19 protein-coding genes are annotated in these 19660 nt (G+C 48.0%); 9 read left to right on the plus strand and 10 right to left on the minus strand.

Going from position 1 to position 19660, the window contains the following annotated elements:
* Positions 1-93: 93 nt before the first annotated feature.
* Positions 94-1446, minus strand: coding sequence for a Y-family DNA polymerase (locus ABY044_RS01650; RefSeq protein ID WP_373017477.1), 1353 nt, complete (start codon positions 1444-1446; stop codon positions 94-96).
* Between the two features lie 89 nt (positions 1447-1535).
* On the opposite strand from ABY044_RS01650, the gene ABY044_RS01655 reads away from it, so the two are divergent.
* From ABY044_RS01655 to ABY044_RS01685, 7 genes are all read left to right on the plus strand, one after another.
* Positions 1536-2141, plus strand: a complete 606-nt coding sequence (locus ABY044_RS01655; RefSeq protein WP_373017722.1) for a LexA family protein — start codon at positions 1536-1538, stop codon at positions 2139-2141.
* Between the two features lie 171 nt (positions 2142-2312).
* Positions 2313-4166: a diguanylate cyclase gene (locus tag ABY044_RS01660; RefSeq protein ID WP_373017479.1), complete on the plus strand. Its 1854-nt coding sequence runs from the start codon at positions 2313-2315 to the stop codon at positions 4164-4166.
* 79 nt (positions 4167-4245) lie between these two features.
* Positions 4246-4635, plus strand: a complete 390-nt coding sequence (gene gcvH, locus ABY044_RS01665; RefSeq protein ID WP_373017481.1) for a glycine cleavage system protein GcvH — start codon at positions 4246-4248, stop codon at positions 4633-4635.
* Positions 4636-4730: 95 nt separating this feature from the next.
* Positions 4731-5927, plus strand: coding sequence for a class I SAM-dependent rRNA methyltransferase (locus ABY044_RS01670; RefSeq protein WP_373017724.1), 1197 nt, complete (start codon positions 4731-4733; stop codon positions 5925-5927).
* Between the two features lie 38 nt (positions 5928-5965).
* Entirely contained in the window at positions 5966-8266 is a 2301-nt protein-coding gene (locus tag ABY044_RS01675) for a PAS domain S-box protein (RefSeq protein WP_373017483.1), read from the plus strand.
* Positions 8267-8271: 5 nt separating this feature from the next.
* On the plus strand, positions 8272-9336 hold the full coding sequence (locus tag ABY044_RS01680) for an HD domain-containing phosphohydrolase (protein ID WP_373017485.1): 1065 nt from the start codon (positions 8272-8274) through the stop codon (positions 9334-9336).
* Positions 9326-10507, plus strand: coding sequence for a hypothetical protein (locus ABY044_RS01685; RefSeq protein WP_373017487.1), 1182 nt, complete (start codon positions 9326-9328; stop codon positions 10505-10507). Before ABY044_RS01680 ends, ABY044_RS01685 begins: the two co-directional genes overlap by 11 nt.
* Positions 10508-10622: 115 nt before the next feature.
* Here ABY044_RS01685 and lysA read toward each other — a convergent pair whose 3' ends face one another.
* Together lysA and ABY044_RS01695 are read right to left on the minus strand one after the other, a co-directional pair.
* Complete coding sequence (gene lysA, locus ABY044_RS01690; protein WP_373017489.1) at positions 10623-11885, minus strand: diaminopimelate decarboxylase; 1263 nt, start codon at positions 11883-11885, stop codon at positions 10623-10625.
* Positions 11882-12109, minus strand: a complete 228-nt coding sequence (locus tag ABY044_RS01695; RefSeq protein ID WP_373017491.1) for a lipoprotein — start codon at positions 12107-12109, stop codon at positions 11882-11884. Before ABY044_RS01695 ends, lysA begins: the two co-directional genes overlap by 4 nt.
* Positions 12110-12158: 49 nt before the next feature.
* On the opposite strand from ABY044_RS01695, the gene ABY044_RS01700 reads away from it, so the two are divergent.
* A complete protein-coding gene (locus ABY044_RS01700) occupies positions 12159-12827 on the plus strand; it encodes an alpha/beta hydrolase (RefSeq protein ID WP_373017493.1) in 669 nt (222 codons plus the stop codon).
* A gap of 6 nt (positions 12828-12833) precedes the next feature.
* Positions 12834-13352, plus strand: a complete 519-nt coding sequence (locus ABY044_RS01705) for a HugZ family protein (protein ID WP_373017495.1) — start codon at positions 12834-12836, stop codon at positions 13350-13352.
* A 7-nt stretch (positions 13353-13359) separates the two neighbouring features.
* Here ABY044_RS01705 and ABY044_RS01710 read toward each other — a convergent pair whose 3' ends face one another.
* The 7 genes from ABY044_RS01710 to ABY044_RS01740 form a co-directional block, all read right to left on the minus strand.
* On the minus strand, positions 13360-13788 hold the full coding sequence (locus ABY044_RS01710; RefSeq protein WP_373017498.1) for a hypothetical protein: 429 nt from the start codon (positions 13786-13788) through the stop codon (positions 13360-13362).
* Positions 13789-13850: 62 nt separating this feature from the next.
* On the minus strand, positions 13851-14741 hold the full coding sequence (locus ABY044_RS01715; protein WP_373017500.1) for a PilZ domain-containing protein: 891 nt from the start codon (positions 14739-14741) through the stop codon (positions 13851-13853).
* Positions 14742-14836: 95 nt separating this feature from the next.
* Positions 14837-15103 carry a FeoC-like transcriptional regulator gene (locus tag ABY044_RS01720; protein ID WP_373017502.1) on the minus strand — a complete coding sequence of 89 codons (267 nt, stop codon included), beginning with the start codon at positions 15101-15103 and terminating at the stop codon, positions 14837-14839.
* Positions 15104-15105: 2 nt separating this feature from the next.
* Positions 15106-17448, minus strand: coding sequence for a Fe(2+) transporter permease subunit FeoB (feoB, locus tag ABY044_RS01725; RefSeq protein ID WP_373017504.1), 2343 nt, complete (start codon positions 17446-17448; stop codon positions 15106-15108).
* The gene (locus ABY044_RS01730) at positions 17445-17687 is read right to left on the minus strand and encodes a ferrous iron transport protein A (RefSeq protein ID WP_373017506.1); all 243 of its coding nucleotides are present in this window, start codon (positions 17685-17687) and stop codon (positions 17445-17447) included. The genes feoB and ABY044_RS01730 overlap by 4 nt, the downstream gene beginning before the upstream one ends.
* 171 nt (positions 17688-17858) lie before the next feature.
* Positions 17859-18461, minus strand: coding sequence for a methionine biosynthesis protein MetW (metW, locus tag ABY044_RS01735; protein ID WP_373017726.1), 603 nt, complete (start codon positions 18459-18461; stop codon positions 17859-17861).
* Between the two features lie 17 nt (positions 18462-18478).
* Positions 18479-19639, minus strand: a complete 1161-nt coding sequence (locus tag ABY044_RS01740; protein ID WP_373017508.1) for a homoserine O-acetyltransferase — start codon at positions 19637-19639, stop codon at positions 18479-18481.
* Positions 19640-19660: the final 21 nt, after the last annotated feature.

A 19660-nucleotide genomic window follows, 5' to 3' on the forward strand; every position in this document is an offset into this window, starting at 1 on the left:
GGCCCGCTATGAGAGTCCTGTATCGTCGACTGTTATTGGGATTTGCAATGGAGCATCAATCCGTTATTCGGATCGATGCTCATTTTGGTCGTGTCAAAGAGTGGCTTTGACCCTGAGCAGCTCCTGCCAACGGGTGGTGTAGCGCGGCGACATCAGGTTGCGGTTCATCTTCCAATGGGTCTGTTGTTGCAGGCCGCTGTTAGCGAGGCTTAAGGTGCCTTTGCCCATCTTGAGGTTGAGTTGATCCATTACCTGCATCATCCGGTCGGATTTAGGGTTGCCCGAGTAACGCGGATCGGGTGCGAACAGATCGGTTTGCAGAGCGCCCTTGGTTGAAATCTCCGCGAGTGTGACGGCGGCTTTTTGGTAAGCGAAGCCTTCTCGCCAAATGTGGTTGAGCGCTTTGATAGCGACCTTGGTGATTAAGACGCTGTTGTCGGTCGGATAGATCAGCGGGATTTGATAAACGTTGCGATATTGAGGCCGATCGGTTTGAAAACGCGGCGTCGTGATGTAGACGTTGATTTTTTGGCAGACCCCGTTTTGTCGACGCAATTTTTGGGCGGCGGTGGCCGCATAGCTGGCGACGGCCTGTTTCATGAAATCGTAATGGGTTACCAGTTCGCCGAACGAACGTGAAGAGATGATCTGTTGTTTGTCGGCGTGAGTTTCATTGAGGCGGAAGCAGGCTTGGCCGTTCAATTCCAATACGATGCGTTCGACTTGAACGGAAAATTGTTTGCGAATCGACTTCGGACAAGCCTGCTGTAAATCGTAGGCACTGTGAATTTGTTTGGCTTGCAGTTGTTGGCTCAATTTTTTGCCTACGCCCCATACCTTGCCGACCTCTACTTGTTTTAACAAAGTCGTCTGCGTGCTTGTAGAGAGGGCGGTGAAGTCGAGAACGCCGTCTAGGTTGGCTTGTTTTTTAGCCAAGTGGTTTGCGAGTTTCGCTAAGGTTTTGCTCGGACCGATGCCGACCGCGACCGGAATACCGATCCACTGTTTGACGCGCTGTTTGATTTGTTGGGCGTAGGCGGTGAGATTTTCAATCCTTAGGTCGCCGAGTTCCAGAAAGCTTTCGTCAATGGAATAGATCTCCTGATGCGGTGAAAACTGGCCGATGATGCGGTGCATGCGTTGGCTCATGTCGGCATAGAGTTCGTAATTGGAGCTGAATACCGCCGTATTGTGTTGTTTCAGTAGTTTGGCAACTTTGAAATAGGGTTGAAACATCATGCTGTCCGGTCGGGCGGCATGATAACCGCCGGAACCCAGTTGTCGTACAAGTTTCTGGTCCAGTTCCTTGGCATATTGGTTGGCGGCGACGATGCAGCCGTCGTTATTCGACAGGACGACCACCGGCCGATGCTGTAAGCCCGGCTCAAAGGCAATTTGGCAGGAAGCGTAAAAAGAGTTGCCGTCTATCAGGGCAAAGGTCGGCATCGGTGTGACTCCGTAAATGATCGCTTTGAAAAAAGTCCGAAATGGATTACTATTATGAATATTGTAACAGTATTCAAAAAGAAGCGTATATGGGCGATGACAAAAAAAGACATGGCGGTTTGCGAACCGGTGCGGGGCGCAAAAAAGGCAGCGGTAAGTTTGGTGAACCGACCAAGGTAATCCGGGTTCCGGAATCGAAGGTCGAACGAATTCAAAGCTGGTTGGAAGGTCGGGAAAATGGCATTCGGGATTGGACGGGCTTATTGGAGAAGTCGGCGTTTTCGGTGCATCAGCCCGCCAATGACAGTCATGTGGAGTTGCCGTTGTTCAGTCATAAGGTGGTCGCGGGGTTTCCCAGCCCGGCGGATGACTATATCGAAGCTACGCTGGATTTAAATGAAAAATTGGTGCGCAACAAGGACGCGACTTTCTTGTTGGTGGTGGAGGGTGATTCGATGCAGAAAGCCGGAATTCAGGACGGCGACATTCTGGTGGTGGATCGCAGCATACAACCCTCTGACGGCAAAATAGTGATTGCGGCGTTGGACGGTGAACTGACGGTGAAACGCCTGTCGGTGAAATCCACCGGAACCTGGTTGGTGCCGGAGAATGACAATTATCCTCCGATTTTAGTAAGGGAAGAAGCGGATATGGTGATATGGGGAGTGGTAACGGCGACGATTTCGCAGTTTTGAACATATCTTTAAGGCGGATCGACGGCGATAGATTAAGGGAACGGGATTTTTGCTTTATAAGCATTCTTAATTCAATGTAAGTATTAAGTAATTTGATTGCGTTAAGGGTTGAATCTTTTTTTTTCTGAGCGCAGAATGGTGGCTATTATCCATAACAAAATGGTGGGATTTGTGAGGAAGTATTTAACTTCTGTATTGGTGTTGCTGATCTTGCTGGTTTTTGCGTTGGTGGTCGTCAAGTATGTTTACGACTATGCGGAGCAAAAATTAAAACATCAGGTTTTTGTCGAGTATCAGCAGCAGAATCATACACAAATTCAATCGCTAATCCGCAATCAGCAGCATGCTTCAATGACGCTGGCAATGAGTCTTTCGGAAAATCCGTTTATCGAAGTTTTGCTTGTTCGTCCGAATGACGCTTTACACCAAAAATTGACCGGTTTGGTGGAGAAAATTAATAAGCATGACGGCTTTAAAGATTTTTGGGTACAGCTGATCGACGCAAAAGGTCACAGCATTTATCGAAGTTGGACCGATAAGACGGGAGACGATTTAGCGGCTATTCGCCCGGAAATGGCGGCGATGTTGCGAGACCCGAAGCCGAAACAAACGATCAGTGTCGGCCGTTTTACGATTTCGTTTAAATCAATGGTGCCGGTGATTAACGATAAAAATCAAATGTTGGGATTGTTGGAGGTCATTACTCAATTCGATCCTTTGGTGGAGCGACTGCAGGAACAGGACGGCGTTAAATCCATTTTACTGACGGATAAACGTTTTCAGCCGCAGCTGACTAAAGCCATTACCGGACAGTTTGTGGACGGATATTATGTGACGAATTCCGGTGCGGATCCCGACTTGCTGCAACTCCTGAAAAAGACCGGTGCGGATCAGATGGTGTCGATTCGGGACTATGCCTTAATGCCGCCTTACGTGGTGACGGTTTATCCGGTTAAAAACAGTCGGGGAGAGGAGCTGGCTTACTGGTTGGCTTTTACCGATATTGCGCGGATCGATTTCAGTCAGGCCGTTTGGGTATTGCAGAAGTATTTGGTTATCAGCCTGAGCGGGATTTTATTACTGTTATTGTTGTTTGTGATCTATGTCAGTAAATCTCACTCGGATCGCGAAAAACGATATTTCAGACAAATTATCGATTCGGTTTCGGACATTATTTATATCGCCAACGACCGGCACGGCGTCGACGTTAATCAACACTTCCTGGACTTTTTCAGCGATTTTGACAGTGTAGAAAGCTTATTGCAAAAACATGATTGCATCAGCGATGCGTTTGAAGAGGAAGAAGGGTTCTTAAATAAGAAAATGAATGGCCTGTATTGGCTGGATTATGTCTTGAAACATCCGGACAAGTCGCATAAAGTCAAAATTGTACGGAATGGTGTTCCCCATACCTTCTTAGTGAAGGTCAAACGTATGAGTGGCGTTAAAGGAAAATTGTATAACGTATTAATGCAGGATATCACTCAGGTAGAGGCTTACGAGAAAGAGCTGCGGGTGTTGGCCGTGACCGACGAATTGACGGGAGCGGGAAACCGTTTGGCTTGCAACCAATCGTTGGAACGGGAGATTTTGCGTTCTCGACGTTATCAAAAAGCGGTTTCGTTGATTATGTACGATATCGACCATTTCAAACGCATTAACGACGTGTACGGGCATGATGTGGGGGATAAGGTGTTGGTTGCGGTTACGACGGCCATTCAGGGGTTGTTGCGTAGTACCGACATTTTATGCCGTTATGGCGGGGAGGAGTTTTTGGTGATCCTGCCGGAAACGGGGGCTCAAGAAGCGGAACAACTGGCTCAAAGGTTGAAAGAGCATATCGCTTCGTTAACGACATCCGACGTACCGGCCAAGATTACGATCAGTTTCGGCGTGACCGAGCTGACGCGTTGGGATAGCGAACAGACGTTTTTGAAACGAGTGGATCAGGCGTTGTATAAAGCCAAACAGAATGGGCGTAATCGAGTGGAAGTGGTAACCGAAGTAATTGAACATAATTCTTAAAAATGCCCGCTTTTTAAGTTGTGTCAGTCGCATTAATGGTATTATTCTGCGATAAATTTGTTGTTGTTGGAGAATGAGAATGAGTGTTTTACCAAGCCATTTAAAATATGCCCAAACCCATGAGTGGGTATATATAGACGAAGACGGAAATGCGGTTGTCGGGATTACCGACTTCGCTCAGGATTCTTTAGGCGAGTTGATGAGCGTGACGTTTCCGGAATTGGGGACGGATGTATCGGCCGAAGAAGATGTCATGTCGTTGGAGTCGGTTAAAACCGCTTCGGAGATTTACGCTCCCGTCAGTGGCGAAATTGTAGAAATTAACGAGGCGTTGGAAGACGAACCGGAATTGATCAATGACGAACCTTATGACGGTGGTTGGTTGTTTAAGATTGCCCCTCATGATCCGAGTGAGTTGGATGATTTGTTGTCGGATAGCGAATATCAAGAGTTGATCGATAACGCCTAAAACCGCGAAGTGTTCAGTGCGTATATGTCAGCATGCACCCGAGCGGTGCATGTTGTGTTTTTAGTCCATGAAATTTTAAGTGATGTTGCATAAAAATAATGTTAGCCAGTTTACGATTAAAGAAAAATGAAGAGCGCCGAATCAAACAAGGCCATTTATGGGTTTTCAGCAATGAGGTGGATAACCATGTCACTCCGTTGAAAGATTTTGAGGCGGGACAGCAGGTAATCATCGAGGCTGCAAACGGAAAGCCTTTGGGGATGGGGTATGTCAATCCGAATACCTTGATTTGTGCGCGCTTATTAAGCCGTAGCGCCAAAGTCGAATTGAATGCAAAGTTCTTAAAACGTCGTATACAGGCTGCCCAGTCTTTGCGTGAACTGAATTTTGACGAGCCTTATTACCGCCTGGTATTCGGCGAAAGTGACGGCTTGCCGGGCTTGGTAATCGATCGTTTCGGCGATGTGTTTGTGGTGCAAATCACGACAGCCGGTATGGAAGCGGTCAAAGACGATATCGTCCAGGTCTTGGAGAATTTATATCATCCGCAGGCGGTCGTGTTGCGCAACGACACCAAGAGCCGCGAGCTGGAAGGGTTGCCGCTGTATGAAGAGGTCGCCGTAGGTAGCTTGCCCGAAGAGATCGTGATTGTCGAGAACGGTGCCAAATTTGTAATTCCGGTCGAAGGCGGCCAAAAAACCGGTTGGTTCTATGATCATCGTATGGCGCGTAAACGTCTGCAAGATTTGGTGAAGGGTAAGCGCGTATTGGACGTGTTCAGTTATTTAGGTGGTTGGGGTATCGAAGCGGCCGTAGCCGGAGCCGAGTCGGTCACTTGTGTGGACGCTTCCGAATCGGCATTGGACGGTGTTGAGCGTAATGCGGCCTTGAACGGCGTGTCCGACAAGCTGACCCTTATTCAAGGAAATGCATTCGACGTGCTGAATGCATTGCGTTTGGAGGCGGACAAGTTTGACGTGGTCATCGTCGATCCTCCGGCGTTTGTAAAACGTAAGAAAGACTTAAAGCAGGGCGCGGAAGGTTATCGACGCATTAATGAAATCGCGATGCGATTATTGGAAATCGACGGTGTTTTGGTTTCCGCTTCCTGTTCGCATCACATGAGCAGGGATCATCTTCTGACTCAGGTACAGTCTGCCGCGAGGCATATCGATCGTCAGGTACAGTTATTTGACCAAGGGCATCAGGGACCCGATCATCCGGTTCACCCGGCCATTCCTGAAACCGAGTATTTGAAGTCGTTTTTCTTCAAAGTGTCGCAGAGTTGGTAGATTGATCGCCGACGGTTGAAACAAGTTAAGGAATGCAGATGAAAACAGGCAACCAAGTTCCCAATTTTATTGCTAATGAAGTCTATGCCATCGACATCATTTGCGATAAGTTGGCCTGTTTCAACTCGCCTAAGCCGCGTTTGATCAATGCGCTTGGAACTCAGTTGAAAATGGCTTCGGAGTTGTTTGAAGCATTGCCGGAGGCGGCTCAGCAGCACTTTGCAGAAGCACGGGATGCGTTTAAACAATGTTACCCCTTGATTATGGGGGACGCTTTCAACGAAGACGTTGCAATCAATCAGCTTAAGCCTATTCTGCGTACGGCGATTGATAATTTAACCAAAGACGACGGGTTGCTTGACCGCTATTCAAGTGATTTTCTCACCAATACGTGGGGAGATATGTTTGCGGTCAATAATCATGCAATTGTGTCCAAAACCGACCGTTACGGAACGATCATTTCCGCCAATCCTAAGTTCATTGAAATTTCCGGCTACACTTTGGAAGAGTTGATTGGAGAAGATCATGCGATATTGAATTCCGGCCTTCAGGTGAAGGGGTTCTTCAAAGAAGTCTGGCACACGATTGTTAACGGTGAGACATGGCACGGCACCATCTGTAACCGCAATAAACAGGGCGATTTATATTGGGTGGAATCAACGATTCAACCGATCTTTAACCAAGATAATGAAATCGAGCATTTTATTTCGATCCGAACTGATGTGACCGGTTTGAAAAAAGCGCAACTGCAAGCGGAAGCGAGCGAACTGGAGTGGCAGTTACTGCTGGATTCGGTCGGGGCGATGATTCTCTATAAGGATACCCGGAATAACATTATCAAAGCCAATCCGACTGCGGCGAAATGGTTTGGGCTGCCTTCTTTCGAGATGGAAGGAAAGAGTAGTGAAGAGCTGTGGCCGAATACCGCAAAATCTTATTACCAGGCGGATTTGGAAGTTATTCAAAGTCAAAAGCCTAAAATCGGTATTGTTGAGCCGTTCGAAACCTTGCATAAAAAGATGTGGGTGAGAACCGATAAGTTCCCTATTTTTGACGAGAAAGGGGGCGTCAAGGGTATTTTGGTTTCAGCGATCGATATCACCGAACTTAAGGACGTTGAAGAAGCGCTTAAGCAGAAATTAACCGAACTGGAAAAAGCCAAGCAGGAAGCGGAATCGGCCAACCGTGCCAAGTCGGAATTCTTGTCGAGTATGAGTCATGAATTGAGAACGCCGCTGAATTCGGTGCTAGGATTTTCCGAATTGTTGGCAAATTCCGAACTGACGGACAAACAGGCTCGACAGTTGCAGAATATTCGTCAATCCGGACAACATTTGTTGGAATTGATCAACCAGGTTTTGGAGCTTTCCCAAATTGAAACGGGGTCTTTGTCACTGACGTTGAATCGGGTGAATATGAAATCGGTTATCGAAAGTTCTTTGTCGACGATACAGCCGATGGCCGAGCGTAGCGGGATTCAGGTCAGTCATGTGTCGCAGGAAAATTGCAATCAGGATGTGTATGCCGATTCAACCCGAGTTAAACAAGTGCTGCTTAATTTCTTGTCAAATGCAATCAAGTACAATCGGCCGGACGGTGAGGTGCAGATTCATTGCGAACAAACGCTAAATGGATCGCAGCCTATGTTTAGAGTGAGTGTTGCGGATACCGGAATCGGAATTGCCGCCGACAAGCAAGATAAGGTGTTTGAGCCCTTTAACCGCTTGGGGCTTGAGAGCAAAACCATTGAGGGCACCGGGATCGGTTTGAGTATCACCGAGAAAATTGTACATTTGATGGGCGGAGAGATCGGTTTTAACAGTGTCGAGGGCGAAGGTTCCGTGTTCTGGTTTGAATTGCCGGCCGATCAGGACGATGAATACGACTTGGCCTCTTTACAGAAACAAATTTTTACTCAGGGCTTGCTTGCGGATTCAAGCAGTCAGGAGAAGATTGTCAAACTTCCTCACAATAAACAGGTGTTGTATATTGAAGACAATCCGATGAATATGCAGTTGATGAGTGAAGTTATCGAAATGCTGGACGGCTTTGAACTGACGATTGCACCAATGGCGGAAATCGGCATCGAAAAGGCTCAAGAACTATTACCGGATTGTATTTTTATCGACCTGGATCTGCCCGGTATGGGAGGCGAAGAGGGATTTAAGGCTCTGAGTCAAATTCAGGCCTTGATCGATAAAGGGACTAAAATGTATGCATTGACGGCAAAAGCGATGGCGCACGAAATCGAATATGGAATGCAACTCGGTTTTGACGGGTATCTGACCAAACCGATGGATGTGAAACAGGTCATGTCATTATTGCAAAATTTGGATTGATTAATATGGTCTCAAAAGAAATTCTACGACAGGCGCAAATTCTGGTTGTTGACGATCAAGAAGTCAATCTTGAACTGATTCAGGATGTGTTCGAGAGCAGGGATTTTGCTAATGTCATCACCTGTTCCAATCCGTTGATGGTGAATCAGATTCTTACCGAAAATGAGGTTGATTTGATTCTTCTCGATATCAATATGCCGGTTCTGGACGGTTTTGGGGTTTTGTCTCTGATCTGTCGAAAATTCATCGATACTTATAAGCCGCCGGTGATTATGTTAACCGCGCAGAATGATCAGGATAACCGTAATAAGGCATTGAATTCCGGCGGTAACGATTATGTGATGAAACCGTTCGATCAGAATGAATTGGTCAAACGAGTTGAGTTACAGTTGGAAAATTGGTTTTTGCGCAAGCGGTTGCAGGAGCAGAATCAGGAACTGGATCAAAAGGTACAAGAGAGAACCAAAGAGTTAAACGACGCTAATCTGGAAATCGTGCAGCGTTTAGGACGGGCAGGCGAGTATCGCGATAATGAAACCGGAAACCATGTCAAACGTGTGAGTCTGTTCTCTTATTGGATCGCAAAAAAATTCGGTTTGGACGAGGAGCGTGCGCGTTTAATTGAGTTGGCGTCGCCGATGCACGATATCGGCAAGATAGGCGTGTCCGACAACATTCTGATGAAACCGGGAAAATTGACGTCGGATGAGTATCAGGCGATGCAGGATCATGTCTTGATCGGAGCCAAGATTCTTGAAGATTCTAGGTCGGAAGTTCTGAAAGTCGCCTATCAGATCGCACTTACGCATCATGAAAAATACGACGGTAGCGGATATCCTCATGGTTTGGCGGGAGAGGCCATCCCGATTGAGGGTCGTATCGTTGCGATTGCCGATGTCTTTGATGCCCTGACTTCCGAACGTCCTTATAAGGCAGCCTGGCCGGTTGAAAAGGCGATCGACCTGCTTGGAAAAGAGAAAGGCAAGCATTTCGATCCGGAGTTGGTGGATTGTTTTATTGCGGCGCTGCCGGAAATTTTAAAAATTCGGGAAACCTATTTTGAAGCATAAACTGCTTCCGTCCTCCCCAAAAGCACAAGCACAACAACGACTTGCTAAACAGTGTTACTGGGATGAAGTTGAACAGACATTGTGGATCGACGGTCGTAAGGAAGTGCCTTCTATCGGTGTGATTGAGGTGATGAGTTGGGATCGCATGATGCTGGATTCGTCGCCGATTCCGGATTATCCGATCGAACTTATGGTATTTGAGTGGTCGAATTATTCCCAGTTGTCTTACTGGCGTAAACAGATTCCCAAGTGGGTCTCCGACAGTTGCGCCCTGTTCCCGACACATCAGCTAACCTTACTCCACTATTGCGGCAAATATCCCCAGATTCTGGAATTACTGGATCATGCGCCTTTATTGGCTTGGCGATTGATTTCGTCGGGCTTGGAGGAGCCTGAAATCGTCGCTTTGCTGGCCGGGAAACGCGTGGACATTGCCGCTCAGGTGGGTTGGCCGGGTAAGGAAGAGACGGTTAAATTTCTGCGAAATTTGCGATTGCGCTGGGTGAATCAAGAGATTGCCGAGCAGGTCGAGGTCTGCTTAATGGATGATCGGCGTTTGCAGGCCTTGCAATCGTTGCCGCGGATTAATTCGATGGCACTGTCGTTGGCGGCGCGTTTCCCGGAGTTGATCGGTTGCCGTTTGCATCAAGCGTTGGCGCAATTGCCGTGTCGGCCGATGCAGTGTCAGAGTATGGTTGCCTTGCTGGAAGACGCGTACCGGTTGGCAGAAAATCTAGGGCTGTCGGAAAACGAAGTAGCACGCATCGGCAACAGCCGATATTTGATCGAGGTGACTGAAATCTATCAGAGCTGGTTGAATGTCGCTATGGAAAGCGCTTTGGATGGCGATGAGGGGAGCATGGCGCCGTTGATCGATAGACTACAGGTTTCGTCCAAGCCGTTTGAGGTTTTGAGCGAATTGGGTGATTGGATTCAGCTTAGCATCAAACAGCAACATGCCTGGATAACCGATTATCTTCAAGAAGTCGATTCGAGATCCGGGATATTGATTGCCTGGCTGGACGACGGCAAGTTATGGGCGGCTTTGATCGATCGTGATCCGGATCTTGATCACAGTGAAATTTTGCGGGTAAGAGGTGAAGAGAACAGTCTTCCGAGCTCTAAGCAGTTGGCGGATTTGCATCTTTGGCAGGCGACCGGCAAACTTTAGGTTTGTCGATGGTATAGATGGGTTCGGGTTTGATTGTTAATGGCTTGGTACGTTAACGACCGGACAAGAAACCGGTCATTAACGTTAGCGTTGTCATAGTACTCTGGATAAGCCGTTACGATTGACTGTCGCCAACCAGCTGTTCGGAGCCCATCAAGTCTTCGTAGGTTTCGCGTGGACGAATCAACCAAGCTTGATCGTCCTGTACCATAATCTCCGCCGCACGCGGACGCGTATTGTAGTTGGAGCTCATGGTAAAACCGTAAGCACCCGATGACATGACCGCCAACAGATCACCCGCCTTAAGGTTTAACTGGCGATCTTTGCCAAGAAAGTCGCCGGTTTCACAAACCGGTCCGACGATATCCCATTTTGCATCCGTACCGTCTTCACGCGGCGAGACCGGCAGGATTTCCTGATAGGCCTGATAGAGTGCCGGACGGATTAGGTCGTTCATTGCCGCATCGATAATGGCGAAGTTTTTGTGTTCGGTCGGTTTAAGGAATTCCACTTCCGTCAACAGTACGCCGGCATTACCTGCAATGGCGCGGCCCGGTTCGATAATGACTTCAACGTTGTCGTCATCCAGTTTGTTGATTAATGCCTGGATGTAATCGCGAATCGGCGGAGGCGTTTCGTCGGTGTATTGAATTCCGAGACCGCCGCCCAAGTCTAGGTGGTGAATGTCGATGCCGATTTCGGCCAGTTGCGTTTTTAGCGCCAATACACGTTCCAACGCATCGACAAACGGCGTGATTTCCGTCAGCTGCGAGCCGATATGGCAGTCGATCCCGATAGGGTTGACGTGCGAACAGGCACAAGCATCCGCATACAGTTCTGGTGCCGTATTGATGTCAACGCCGAACTTGTTGTCTTTCAGGCCGGTCGAGATGTAAGGGTGGGTTTTCGCGTCGACATCCGGATTCACGCGAATCGAGATATCGGCGATCTTGTCCATACGTTGCGCTACGGCTTGGATGCGATCTAATTCGGCATGCGATTCGATATTAAAGCAGCGAATGCCGACTTCCAACGCACGTTCAATCTCTTTAGGCTGCTTGGCCACGCCGGAGAATACTACTTTCGACGGATCGCCGCCGGCACGTAAAACACGTTCTAATTCACCTTGGGAAACGATGTCGAAACCGGCGCCCAGTTTAGCCAATACGTTTAACACGGCAATGTTTGAGTTGGTTTTAACGGCATAACAGACCAAGTGCGGTTGATTGCCAAAAGCTTGGTCAAACGCCTTCCAGCGCTTTTCCAGTTCGGTTCTGGAATAGACGTAAAGCGGCGTGCCGAAATCTTCGGCTAATTTCTCAAGGCTGACGCCTTCAGCAAAAAGGGTCTGGTTTTTGTATTGAAAAGGCTGTGTCATTGCGTTTCCTGTTGTGAATTCTTTGTAGATTGAGTCGCGGTTTCCGTTTGCGCCTGTTCATCCGGATCGGGTAGGTAGAGCGGACCTTTTTTGCCGCAGCCGCTCAGTGACAGGCTTAAGATTGCGAAGCCACCGACTAAACATAATTTTCGGGTCAGCGTACGCACGGATAATTGGTTTTTTAAGCTGAAATTGGAAGCAGGCATTTTTACTGTATTACTCAATTTAAACCGTTAAAATGAGCCTTATTTTAGCAGAAATATGAGAAGAACAATGCAAGAACCGCAAGATGACCAGCCAATTATCATCGAACCTATGCAACCAGCCGATGCGGCCGTAATTTGGCTGCACGGCTTGGGCGCCGACGGTAATGATTTTGTCGGTATCGTTCCGGAACTACAGTTACCGATCGACCACGGTGTGCGTTTTATCTTTCCGCATGCAAAACATCAGGATGTGACGATTAATGGCGGTATGCGTATGCGTGCCTGGTACGACATCCGTTCGTTGGATTTCATGGGGGATGTGGATGCTGCGGGTATCCGGGTGGCTTGTTATCAAGTGTACGATTTGATCAGTCAGCAAATCGCCGCCGGCATACCGGCCGATCGTATCGTTTTGGCAGGGTTTTCTCAAGGCGGCTTGATCGCTCTGCATGCGGCATTGAGTTATGAGCAGGAATTGGCCGGCATACTGGCAATGTCGACATATTGTCCGATGTATGAGCAGTTTTATATGCACCGTCAGATGCCGATTATGATGGTGCATGGCTTAAACGATCAAGTGATTCCTCTAACCGTGGCAGAGCATTCCAAGTTGGCATTGGAAAGAAAAGGCTATCACATTGAATGGCATACCTATTTGATGCAGCATCAGGTTTGCGGCGAAGAGATTGCAGACATTGCCGCTTGGTTAAAACGGGTTTTGAAACTCAAAGAGTGAATTGATATGAGCGTTTCGCAAGATTGCCAACAATTTTTAGATAGCCGTAAAAGCCTGGTGTTGAGTACGATTTCAGCGCAAGGTGAGTTGGAAACCAGCGTGATGCCGTTTGTGGTGGCTAATGCGGGCGAATTGGCAATTTTTGTCAGTGAGTTGTCGGCACATACGCAAAACCTCCTCAATTTGACCGGTTTGGCACAAAATGCCGGCGATTCAAACTTTACGGGTTTGGTGAGCGGTTTGCTCTTAGCGGATGAAAACGAAACGCCGGAGATATTCGCCCGGGAACGTATCGGTATGCAGTTACAGGTTTCCAGAGTGGATTCCGGTTCAGTCGAATGGCAAGAGATTGTAGATCGGTTTGCGGCGAATTTCGGAGAGGTGGTTGACGTGTTGCGTAACTTGCCCGATTTTCACTGTTTTAAATTGGTTGTCGTCCGCGGGCGGTATGTTCGCGGCTTCGGTGCGGCTTATGCGTTTGAGGGCTGTCCTTGTAAAGAGATGCAGGGCATTAAAGGACGTTAGCAGTTTCTTAAGCACTGGCTTTCGCCGCATTCTTCCGCGCTTTCTGCTGCTTAACCACGAGACATTTTTTGATCCAGTTGGCAAACATCGGGTGGTTCTGCATCATCGCCTGGTAGAGATCCAATTCATTGCAGCCCTGCATGTGAAAAGCGTAGGCGGCAATTTCGATGAGCTTGTCGATATAGGCGTTGGGAAAGTGCTCGGAAATTTGGAAGTAACTGATTTTTGTCAAAATTACAGCATTTAAAACGGTCTGCCACTGGTCATGACTGAGATTACCGTATTTCTCCGAATAATACTTCGTCGGCCCTTCTTTACGCATGGTGATCATTTCTTTCAGGGTGGAGAAACGAATCAGATCCAAAGCGGGATCGCGTAAGGAGAGTGCAAGGTCATCCATAAAGGTTGGATCTATTTCGTGACTGCTACCGGGCATGACGTTTCCTTAATTTAAAATTTCACTGAATATAGGCCAGTGATCGGTTTTCAATTTTTCGTTTATAAAACGATGTCCATGCATTCTTTGACTTCTTGTTTCTGAATTTGGATTTGCAGATAATCTTGAAGGTTGCCGTCGGGGAATTCAAAGTTAATGGCGATGCGTTCCTGGTGCTTCTTTTCGTCGGTGCGGATGTCGACAATGCTGCCGTTAAATTTGAGTACTCTGTCGTCCACCGGAAAATAGAGGTAGACATCGACGTGCGAGTACAGCGGGAAGCGTTTTCCGAGATTGACGGCGATGCCGCTGGCGCTGATATTGGCCATGCTGGCTTTCCACTCTTTCGGGAAATTTTTTAAATAGTTGTCTTCATGTATCTGGCGATAGCCTTCCAAATAGGAGTCCAGATACGCAGCCGTATGCAAAAGGGATTGCACCAGCGGAATTTTTTGCAGTTTTGGCGACTGGAAAGCCCCAATCATTTCGTCTAATTGAAAACCGGTCGGTAAGTGTCCCTGAACCGCAAAATCGCTCGGTGTCGAATTTTCCAGACTCCAAACCATGTTTCTCAAAAAGGTCAGGTATTTTTCCTCGATCATTTTGATGTATTGGTAGGTCTTGGGAGAAGAGGGTTCGATCATGCGCGCACTTTGAAACCCTTCCATGTGATGGTTTACACGTGACCAGTATTCGGAACTTAAACGCGGATTGCGTCCTTCTGCAATGGAGTGGGCGCACTTGCCGAAGAAGTCGATATATTCAAAGATTTCATTGAATATTTGCTGAATGATGGCTGAATGCTCTTGTACGCGTTTTACCCAGCTTTGAGCGCTGAACTTTTCAACCGCGACTTTATTTTGAAAGCTGGTAGGAAAGTAATCGGCACCGGTGGCATAGATTTGACGGTCGTTGATTGGAGAGCTCGGTACAATATAATGCCGAACCGGCATGTCAATCCGGTAAAAACGCCTCGAGTTTCCTTTTCTAAACCATCTGTTCATTATGCTCTAACGATGCCCCTGAATCGTATTAACGCTCTCCCATTCTATATAACTTGTATGGGAATTGATAGGGATATAAAGCATTTATCACGCCAAAGGTAGCGTTCGCTACCCTTGGCTTGAGAACAGCCGCTAGAGCAGCTTCCAGATGCGCAGCCGTCAGCGCTCAAAACCTGAATGTGGCCTTGATTGATCAGCGGTGTCATGATGCCTTTGACGGTATCTTCGCTCAGGTCGAAGCGGTTTTGAATATCCGACAGGCTGACTTCATGATGCTGTTTAATATAGCGTTTGATGTCAAGAAGAAGCATTTCTACCCCCTGGATTGCACCTTTTTGGATGAATAGGATTGCCCGACTTTGCGTAATGTCAGAGCGAGCCCTAAGAACCCTAAGCTAATAACCGTCAGCCAGATCGTTGCCGTTTCGGGATTTTTTCCGAAATTGGCAATTTGGTAAAAACCGACGGCGACACTGTAACCCAAGAACAAACTCCAACTACCGCTGGACAGAGCCCAACGCCAACCTAATTCCTGTTTGATGGCACCAAAGGTGGCGACACACGGGAAATAGAGTAGTACCAATAAAAGGTAAGCGTAAGCGCCGACCTGGCCGTCAAAATATTTTGCCATTTTTTCCAATGTGGTCAAGGTGAACCCCTGTTCATCCGCGATGGCTTGTTTGTCCTCGATATTTTCAATCGATTGTAAGCCCAATGGGTCGTTGACGTCCGTAACGATGCCCGGCAGGTTGGCAGGAATCGTGGCAAAGGCTTCCTGCATGGCGGCAATAAAGTCGTACGACTCCGGAATTTCCGGCGGATTAGGTTCGTCCATGTTTTGGTAGAGAGAATCGAGAGAACCGACGACGACTTCTTTGGCCAACAGACCTGTAATCAGTCCGACCGTGGCCGGCCAGTTTTCTTCGGTGATTCCCAGAGGTTCCACAATCGGCGTGGCGGCACGTGCGATGTTGCTCAATACCGAATCGGAGCGGTTTTCATGCCCGAAGCTGCCATCCGTTCCCAGACTGTTAAGAAGGTTCAGGGCAAGCACCACGATCACGATCACCTTACCGGCATCAAGGATGAAACTTTTCAGTTTGTTGCGGGTGTTAAGGAGCACATTTAACGGGGCCGGCTTGTGGTAGATCGGCAGTTCCATCAGCATCGGTTTCGCTTCGCCCGGCAATAGGGTGTGCTTAAGCAGAAGGGCGGTTAAAACCGCAGCCAAAATGCCGGCGACGTATAGGGAGAACACGAATAGGGCGGCGTTATTGACGAAGAAGGCCGTCGCGAACATGACATAGACCGTCAGTCGTGCACTACACGACATAAACGGCGTCATCATTACGGTCATGATGCGGTCGCGATGGTCGGGTAACGTTCGAGACGCAAGTACGGCGGGAATGTTACAGCCGAAACCGACAACCAGCGGAATAAACGCTTGCCCTGACAGACCGAGACGGCGCATCAAACCGTCCATGATAAAGGCGGCACGCTGCATGTATCCGGTCTCTTCCAGAATGGAGAGGAGCAGGAACAGGGCGCCGATAACGGGAATGAAGGTGGCTACCACCTGGATTCCGCTACCAATCCCTTGGGCCAGGATGGCGATTAACCAGCTAGGGGCATTGAGCGATTGCAGAATGGCGGTCGGGCCATCGACAAAAATTGCTTGGGCTCCCAAGTCAAAGAAATCGATAAAAGTGTTGCCGACCGTAATCGACAGTGCAAACACAAGATACATGATCACCAGAAATATCGGCAGTCCCCAGATTGGATGCAGCATCCAACGATCCAATAGGTCTGTGGTGTTTCGGGTGAAACGATCGGTATGAACCAAGCTGGCGTGGCTGGCATCGTGTGCGAATTGGAAATATAGATCCGCCGAGATCAATGCTAAATCTTCCTGATAGAACTCTTCCAATTTGGTTTTTTCGGCGGCGCAGAAGCTTCTCAGTTCAAGCGGAGCCGATTCCGGTTTGATGAGCATTTGCAGGGTTTTCCAGCAAGAATCCGAATCGGGCTGCTCTTGTAAGTCGCGCACGGAATGTACGGATTTATGCAGGGTTTCAGGCAAATCGAAATGGAGGTCCGACTTTTTGTTCAAAAGGGACGGAAGCTGTTGTTTAAGTTCGTCGATGCCCTGGTTGAAGTACGCGGAAACCGGAATCACCGGGCAGCCCAACGATTCCGAAAGCGCCTCCAAGTTAATTTCCAGATGACGTTCGTTCAATAAATCCATGCGATTGAGCACGACCACGACCGGTAAGCCCATATGCAATAGTTGGGCGGTCAGGAACAATTGACGTTCCAGGCTGGTCGCATCGACGACATTGATGATCAGGTCGGCCGGCTGGCATTGTAAATAATCCAAGGCGACCTTTTCATCCAGGCCGGTGTGGCTGGAGCTTTCCAAACTATAGACACCGGGCAGATCCATGAGGTGAAAGTGGGTATCGCCGATGTTGAGAAATCCGGACTTCTGTTCGACCGTGACTCCGGGCCAGTTGCCCGTAGTTTGTTGCGAACCCGTTAAGCGGTTGAACAGCGTGGTTTTACCGCAGTTGGGGCTGCCTATCAACGCGATCTGGTAGGCATGCGTCGACTGTTGGGCGTTCTTTTTAAATTTAATTTTCTTTTTTAGAACGGTCATGACAGTATTTCTACCTGAATGTTTTCTGCAATTTTTTTATCGATTGCGAAGCGGCTTCCATCGACACACACGACCAAATTTTGACCACGGGTCATCACCAGTTTGACAATGCTATGGGTGTGAAAACCTAAATTGATCAAACGCATTTTCATTTGTAAATCACCTTGTAATGCGGTGATTTCACTGGTTTGACCTCTTTGGCAATGGTCTAAAGTCGTGAGTTTAGGATTTGCATGCATAATTAAATGATAATTGTTATTATTTTGTTTACGATTGAGTAGGATAGCAAACCCAATCGTTAATCACAAGTTAAATGATATTTATTTTCATTTGTAAAAAGTGCTTAACTGTATGGAATGCAAAGGTATTTAGTTTTGCATTCCTTGAGTTTGCCATTTTTGTGGACGTTTTCAGGCCTTTTTCTGAACCTTGTAAAGCGCGATTTCGCCTAGCAGGTTCGGGGCAATCTTCATGCCTAAGGTACTACGATGTTCGGAGTTGACCACGGCACGTTCGACCACTTCAATTCCTTTGGATTCGCACAGGTCTTCAAAATCATTGAAGGTGCATAGGTGAATGTTGGGTGTGTCATACCAATGATACGGTAAGGTTTCGGTTTCCGGCATGCGACCGCGGAAAGCCAGTTGTGCACGCATTCTCCAATGACCGAAGTTCGGGAAAGTGATGATGCTCTGCTTTCCGACGGCGAGCATGTCGTCCAACAGTTCGTCAGGGCGTTTTACTACCTGCAAGGCTTGCGTCATGATGACGTAATCAAAAGAATCTTCATCAAAGTAGTGGCAAATGTCGTGGTTGTTCAAATTGCTTTGAATGACGTTGATGCCCGCTTTAATCGCGTCGATGTTTTTATCCGGATCGATCTCCATGCCGTAACCGGTCACTTGATGAGTTTTAATCAAGTGCGTCAGTAACTTGCCGTCACCACAACCCAAGTCCAGTACGCGGCTTTGAGGGGAGATCCAGTCAGAAATCAATTTGAATTCCGGTGAAATAGGTAAAGTTGTTGCGCTCATGGTTGTATCTCGGTTTTAGGTGAAGTGGCCGATAATTCATCTACGATGCGTTGCATATAAGCTGCGAAGACGCCTTCATAATGTTCGTTCGGAAGTAAAAACGCATCATGGCCGTGTTTCGAAGTGACTTCCGCATAGCTGACGTCGGCATCGTTATCGAGTAGGGCTTTAACGATTTCGTGAGAACGTTCAGGCGAAAAACGCCAATCCGAAGTGAATGAAATAACCAGAAACTTAGCGGTAGCCTGTGCAAGCGCTTGGGTTAAATCGTGGTCGAATTCCGCGGCCGGATCAAAATAGTCCAATGCCTTGGTCATCAGCAAGTAGGTGTTGGCGTCGAAGTTCTGCTTGGTGGCGAACTTCTCGCCTTGATAGCGCAGATAGCTTTCAACCTGGAATTCGACTTCATAGTTATATTGCAATTTGTCTTCACGAAGTTCGCGACCGAATTTGCTTCCCATCATATCGTCGGAAAGATAGGTTAAATGCCCCAGCATTCTCGCTAAAGCCAAACCTTGTTTTGGTGTGGTATTCGCTTCGATAAAACGCCCGTCATGAAAGTCCGGATCGGACATGATGGCACGTCGCGCCACTTCGTTGAAAGCAATATTTTGCGCCGATAATTTCGGTGCGGCGGCAATCACGATGGCATGTCTTAATTTGTCCGGATAGTCGATAGCCCACTGCAAGACCTGCATTCCGCCCATGGAACCGCCCACCAGAGCGGCCCATTGATCGATGCCAAGATGTTTACGCAGTTCGTTTTGGCTGTTGACCCAGTCACGACAAGTGACGATCGGAAAATCCGGGCCGTATACTTTGCCGGTTTCTGGGTTGATGCTGGTTGGGCCGGTACTCCCGCGGCATCCACCCAGATTGTTGGAACAAACAACAAAAAAACGGTTGGTATCGATGGGCTTGCCCGGTCCGATGTAACCGTTCCACCAGCCTGGCTTGCCGTCTGCATCCACACCGGCGACATGGTGATCGCCACTGAGTGCGTGACAGACTAAAATCGCATTGGACGCATCCGCATTCAGCTCGCCGTAGGTTTCATAGATCAGTTCGTATTCCGGCAACGTACTGCCGCTGACCATCTCAAGCGGCGTGTCGATTTTTAAAATCTGCGGCGTGGTGATTTCCGTGGTTTGATTCATCGTCGAATTCATCCTTATCCT

The sequence above is a fragment of the Thiomicrorhabdus sp. genome (genome assembly GCF_041583835.1).
GTDB lineage: Bacteria > Pseudomonadota > Gammaproteobacteria > Thiomicrospirales > Thiomicrospiraceae > Thiomicrorhabdus.

Coding starts and splice junctions, on each gene's coding strand:
- ABY044_RS01655 (WP_373017722.1), top strand. CDS start 1,536: ATGGGCGATGACAAAAAAAGACATGGCGGTTTGCGAACCGGTGCGGGG.
- ABY044_RS01705 (WP_373017495.1), top strand. CDS start 12,834: ATGAGCGTTTCGCAAGATTGCCAACAATTTTTAGATAGCCGTAAAAGC.
- ABY044_RS01675 (WP_373017483.1), top strand. CDS start 5,966: ATGAAAACAGGCAACCAAGTTCCCAATTTTATTGCTAATGAAGTCTAT.
- ABY044_RS01720 (WP_373017502.1), bottom strand. CDS start 15,103: ATGCTTCTTCTTGACATCAAACGCTATATTAAACAGCATCATGAAGTC.
- gcvH (WP_373017481.1), top strand. CDS start 4,246: ATGAGTGTTTTACCAAGCCATTTAAAATATGCCCAAACCCATGAGTGG.
- ABY044_RS01715 (WP_373017500.1), bottom strand. CDS start 14,741: ATGCCGGTTCGGCATTATATTGTACCGAGCTCTCCAATCAACGACCGT.
- lysA (WP_373017489.1), bottom strand. CDS start 11,885: ATGACACAGCCTTTTCAATACAAAAACCAGACCCTTTTTGCTGAAGGC.
- ABY044_RS01680 (WP_373017485.1), top strand. CDS start 8,272: ATGGTCTCAAAAGAAATTCTACGACAGGCGCAAATTCTGGTTGTTGAC.
- ABY044_RS01740 (WP_373017508.1), bottom strand. CDS start 19,639: ATGAATCAAACCACGGAAATCACCACGCCGCAGATTTTAAAAATCGAC.
- feoB (WP_373017504.1), bottom strand. CDS start 17,448: ATGACCGTTCTAAAAAAGAAAATTAAATTTAAAAAGAACGCCCAACAG.
- ABY044_RS01700 (WP_373017493.1), top strand. CDS start 12,159: ATGCAAGAACCGCAAGATGACCAGCCAATTATCATCGAACCTATGCAA.
- ABY044_RS01730 (WP_373017506.1), bottom strand. CDS start 17,687: ATGCATGCAAATCCTAAACTCACGACTTTAGACCATTGCCAAAGAGGT.
- ABY044_RS01650 (WP_373017477.1), bottom strand. CDS start 1,446: ATGCCGACCTTTGCCCTGATAGACGGCAACTCTTTTTACGCTTCCTGC.
- ABY044_RS01710 (WP_373017498.1), bottom strand. CDS start 13,788: ATGCCCGGTAGCAGTCACGAAATAGATCCAACCTTTATGGATGACCTT.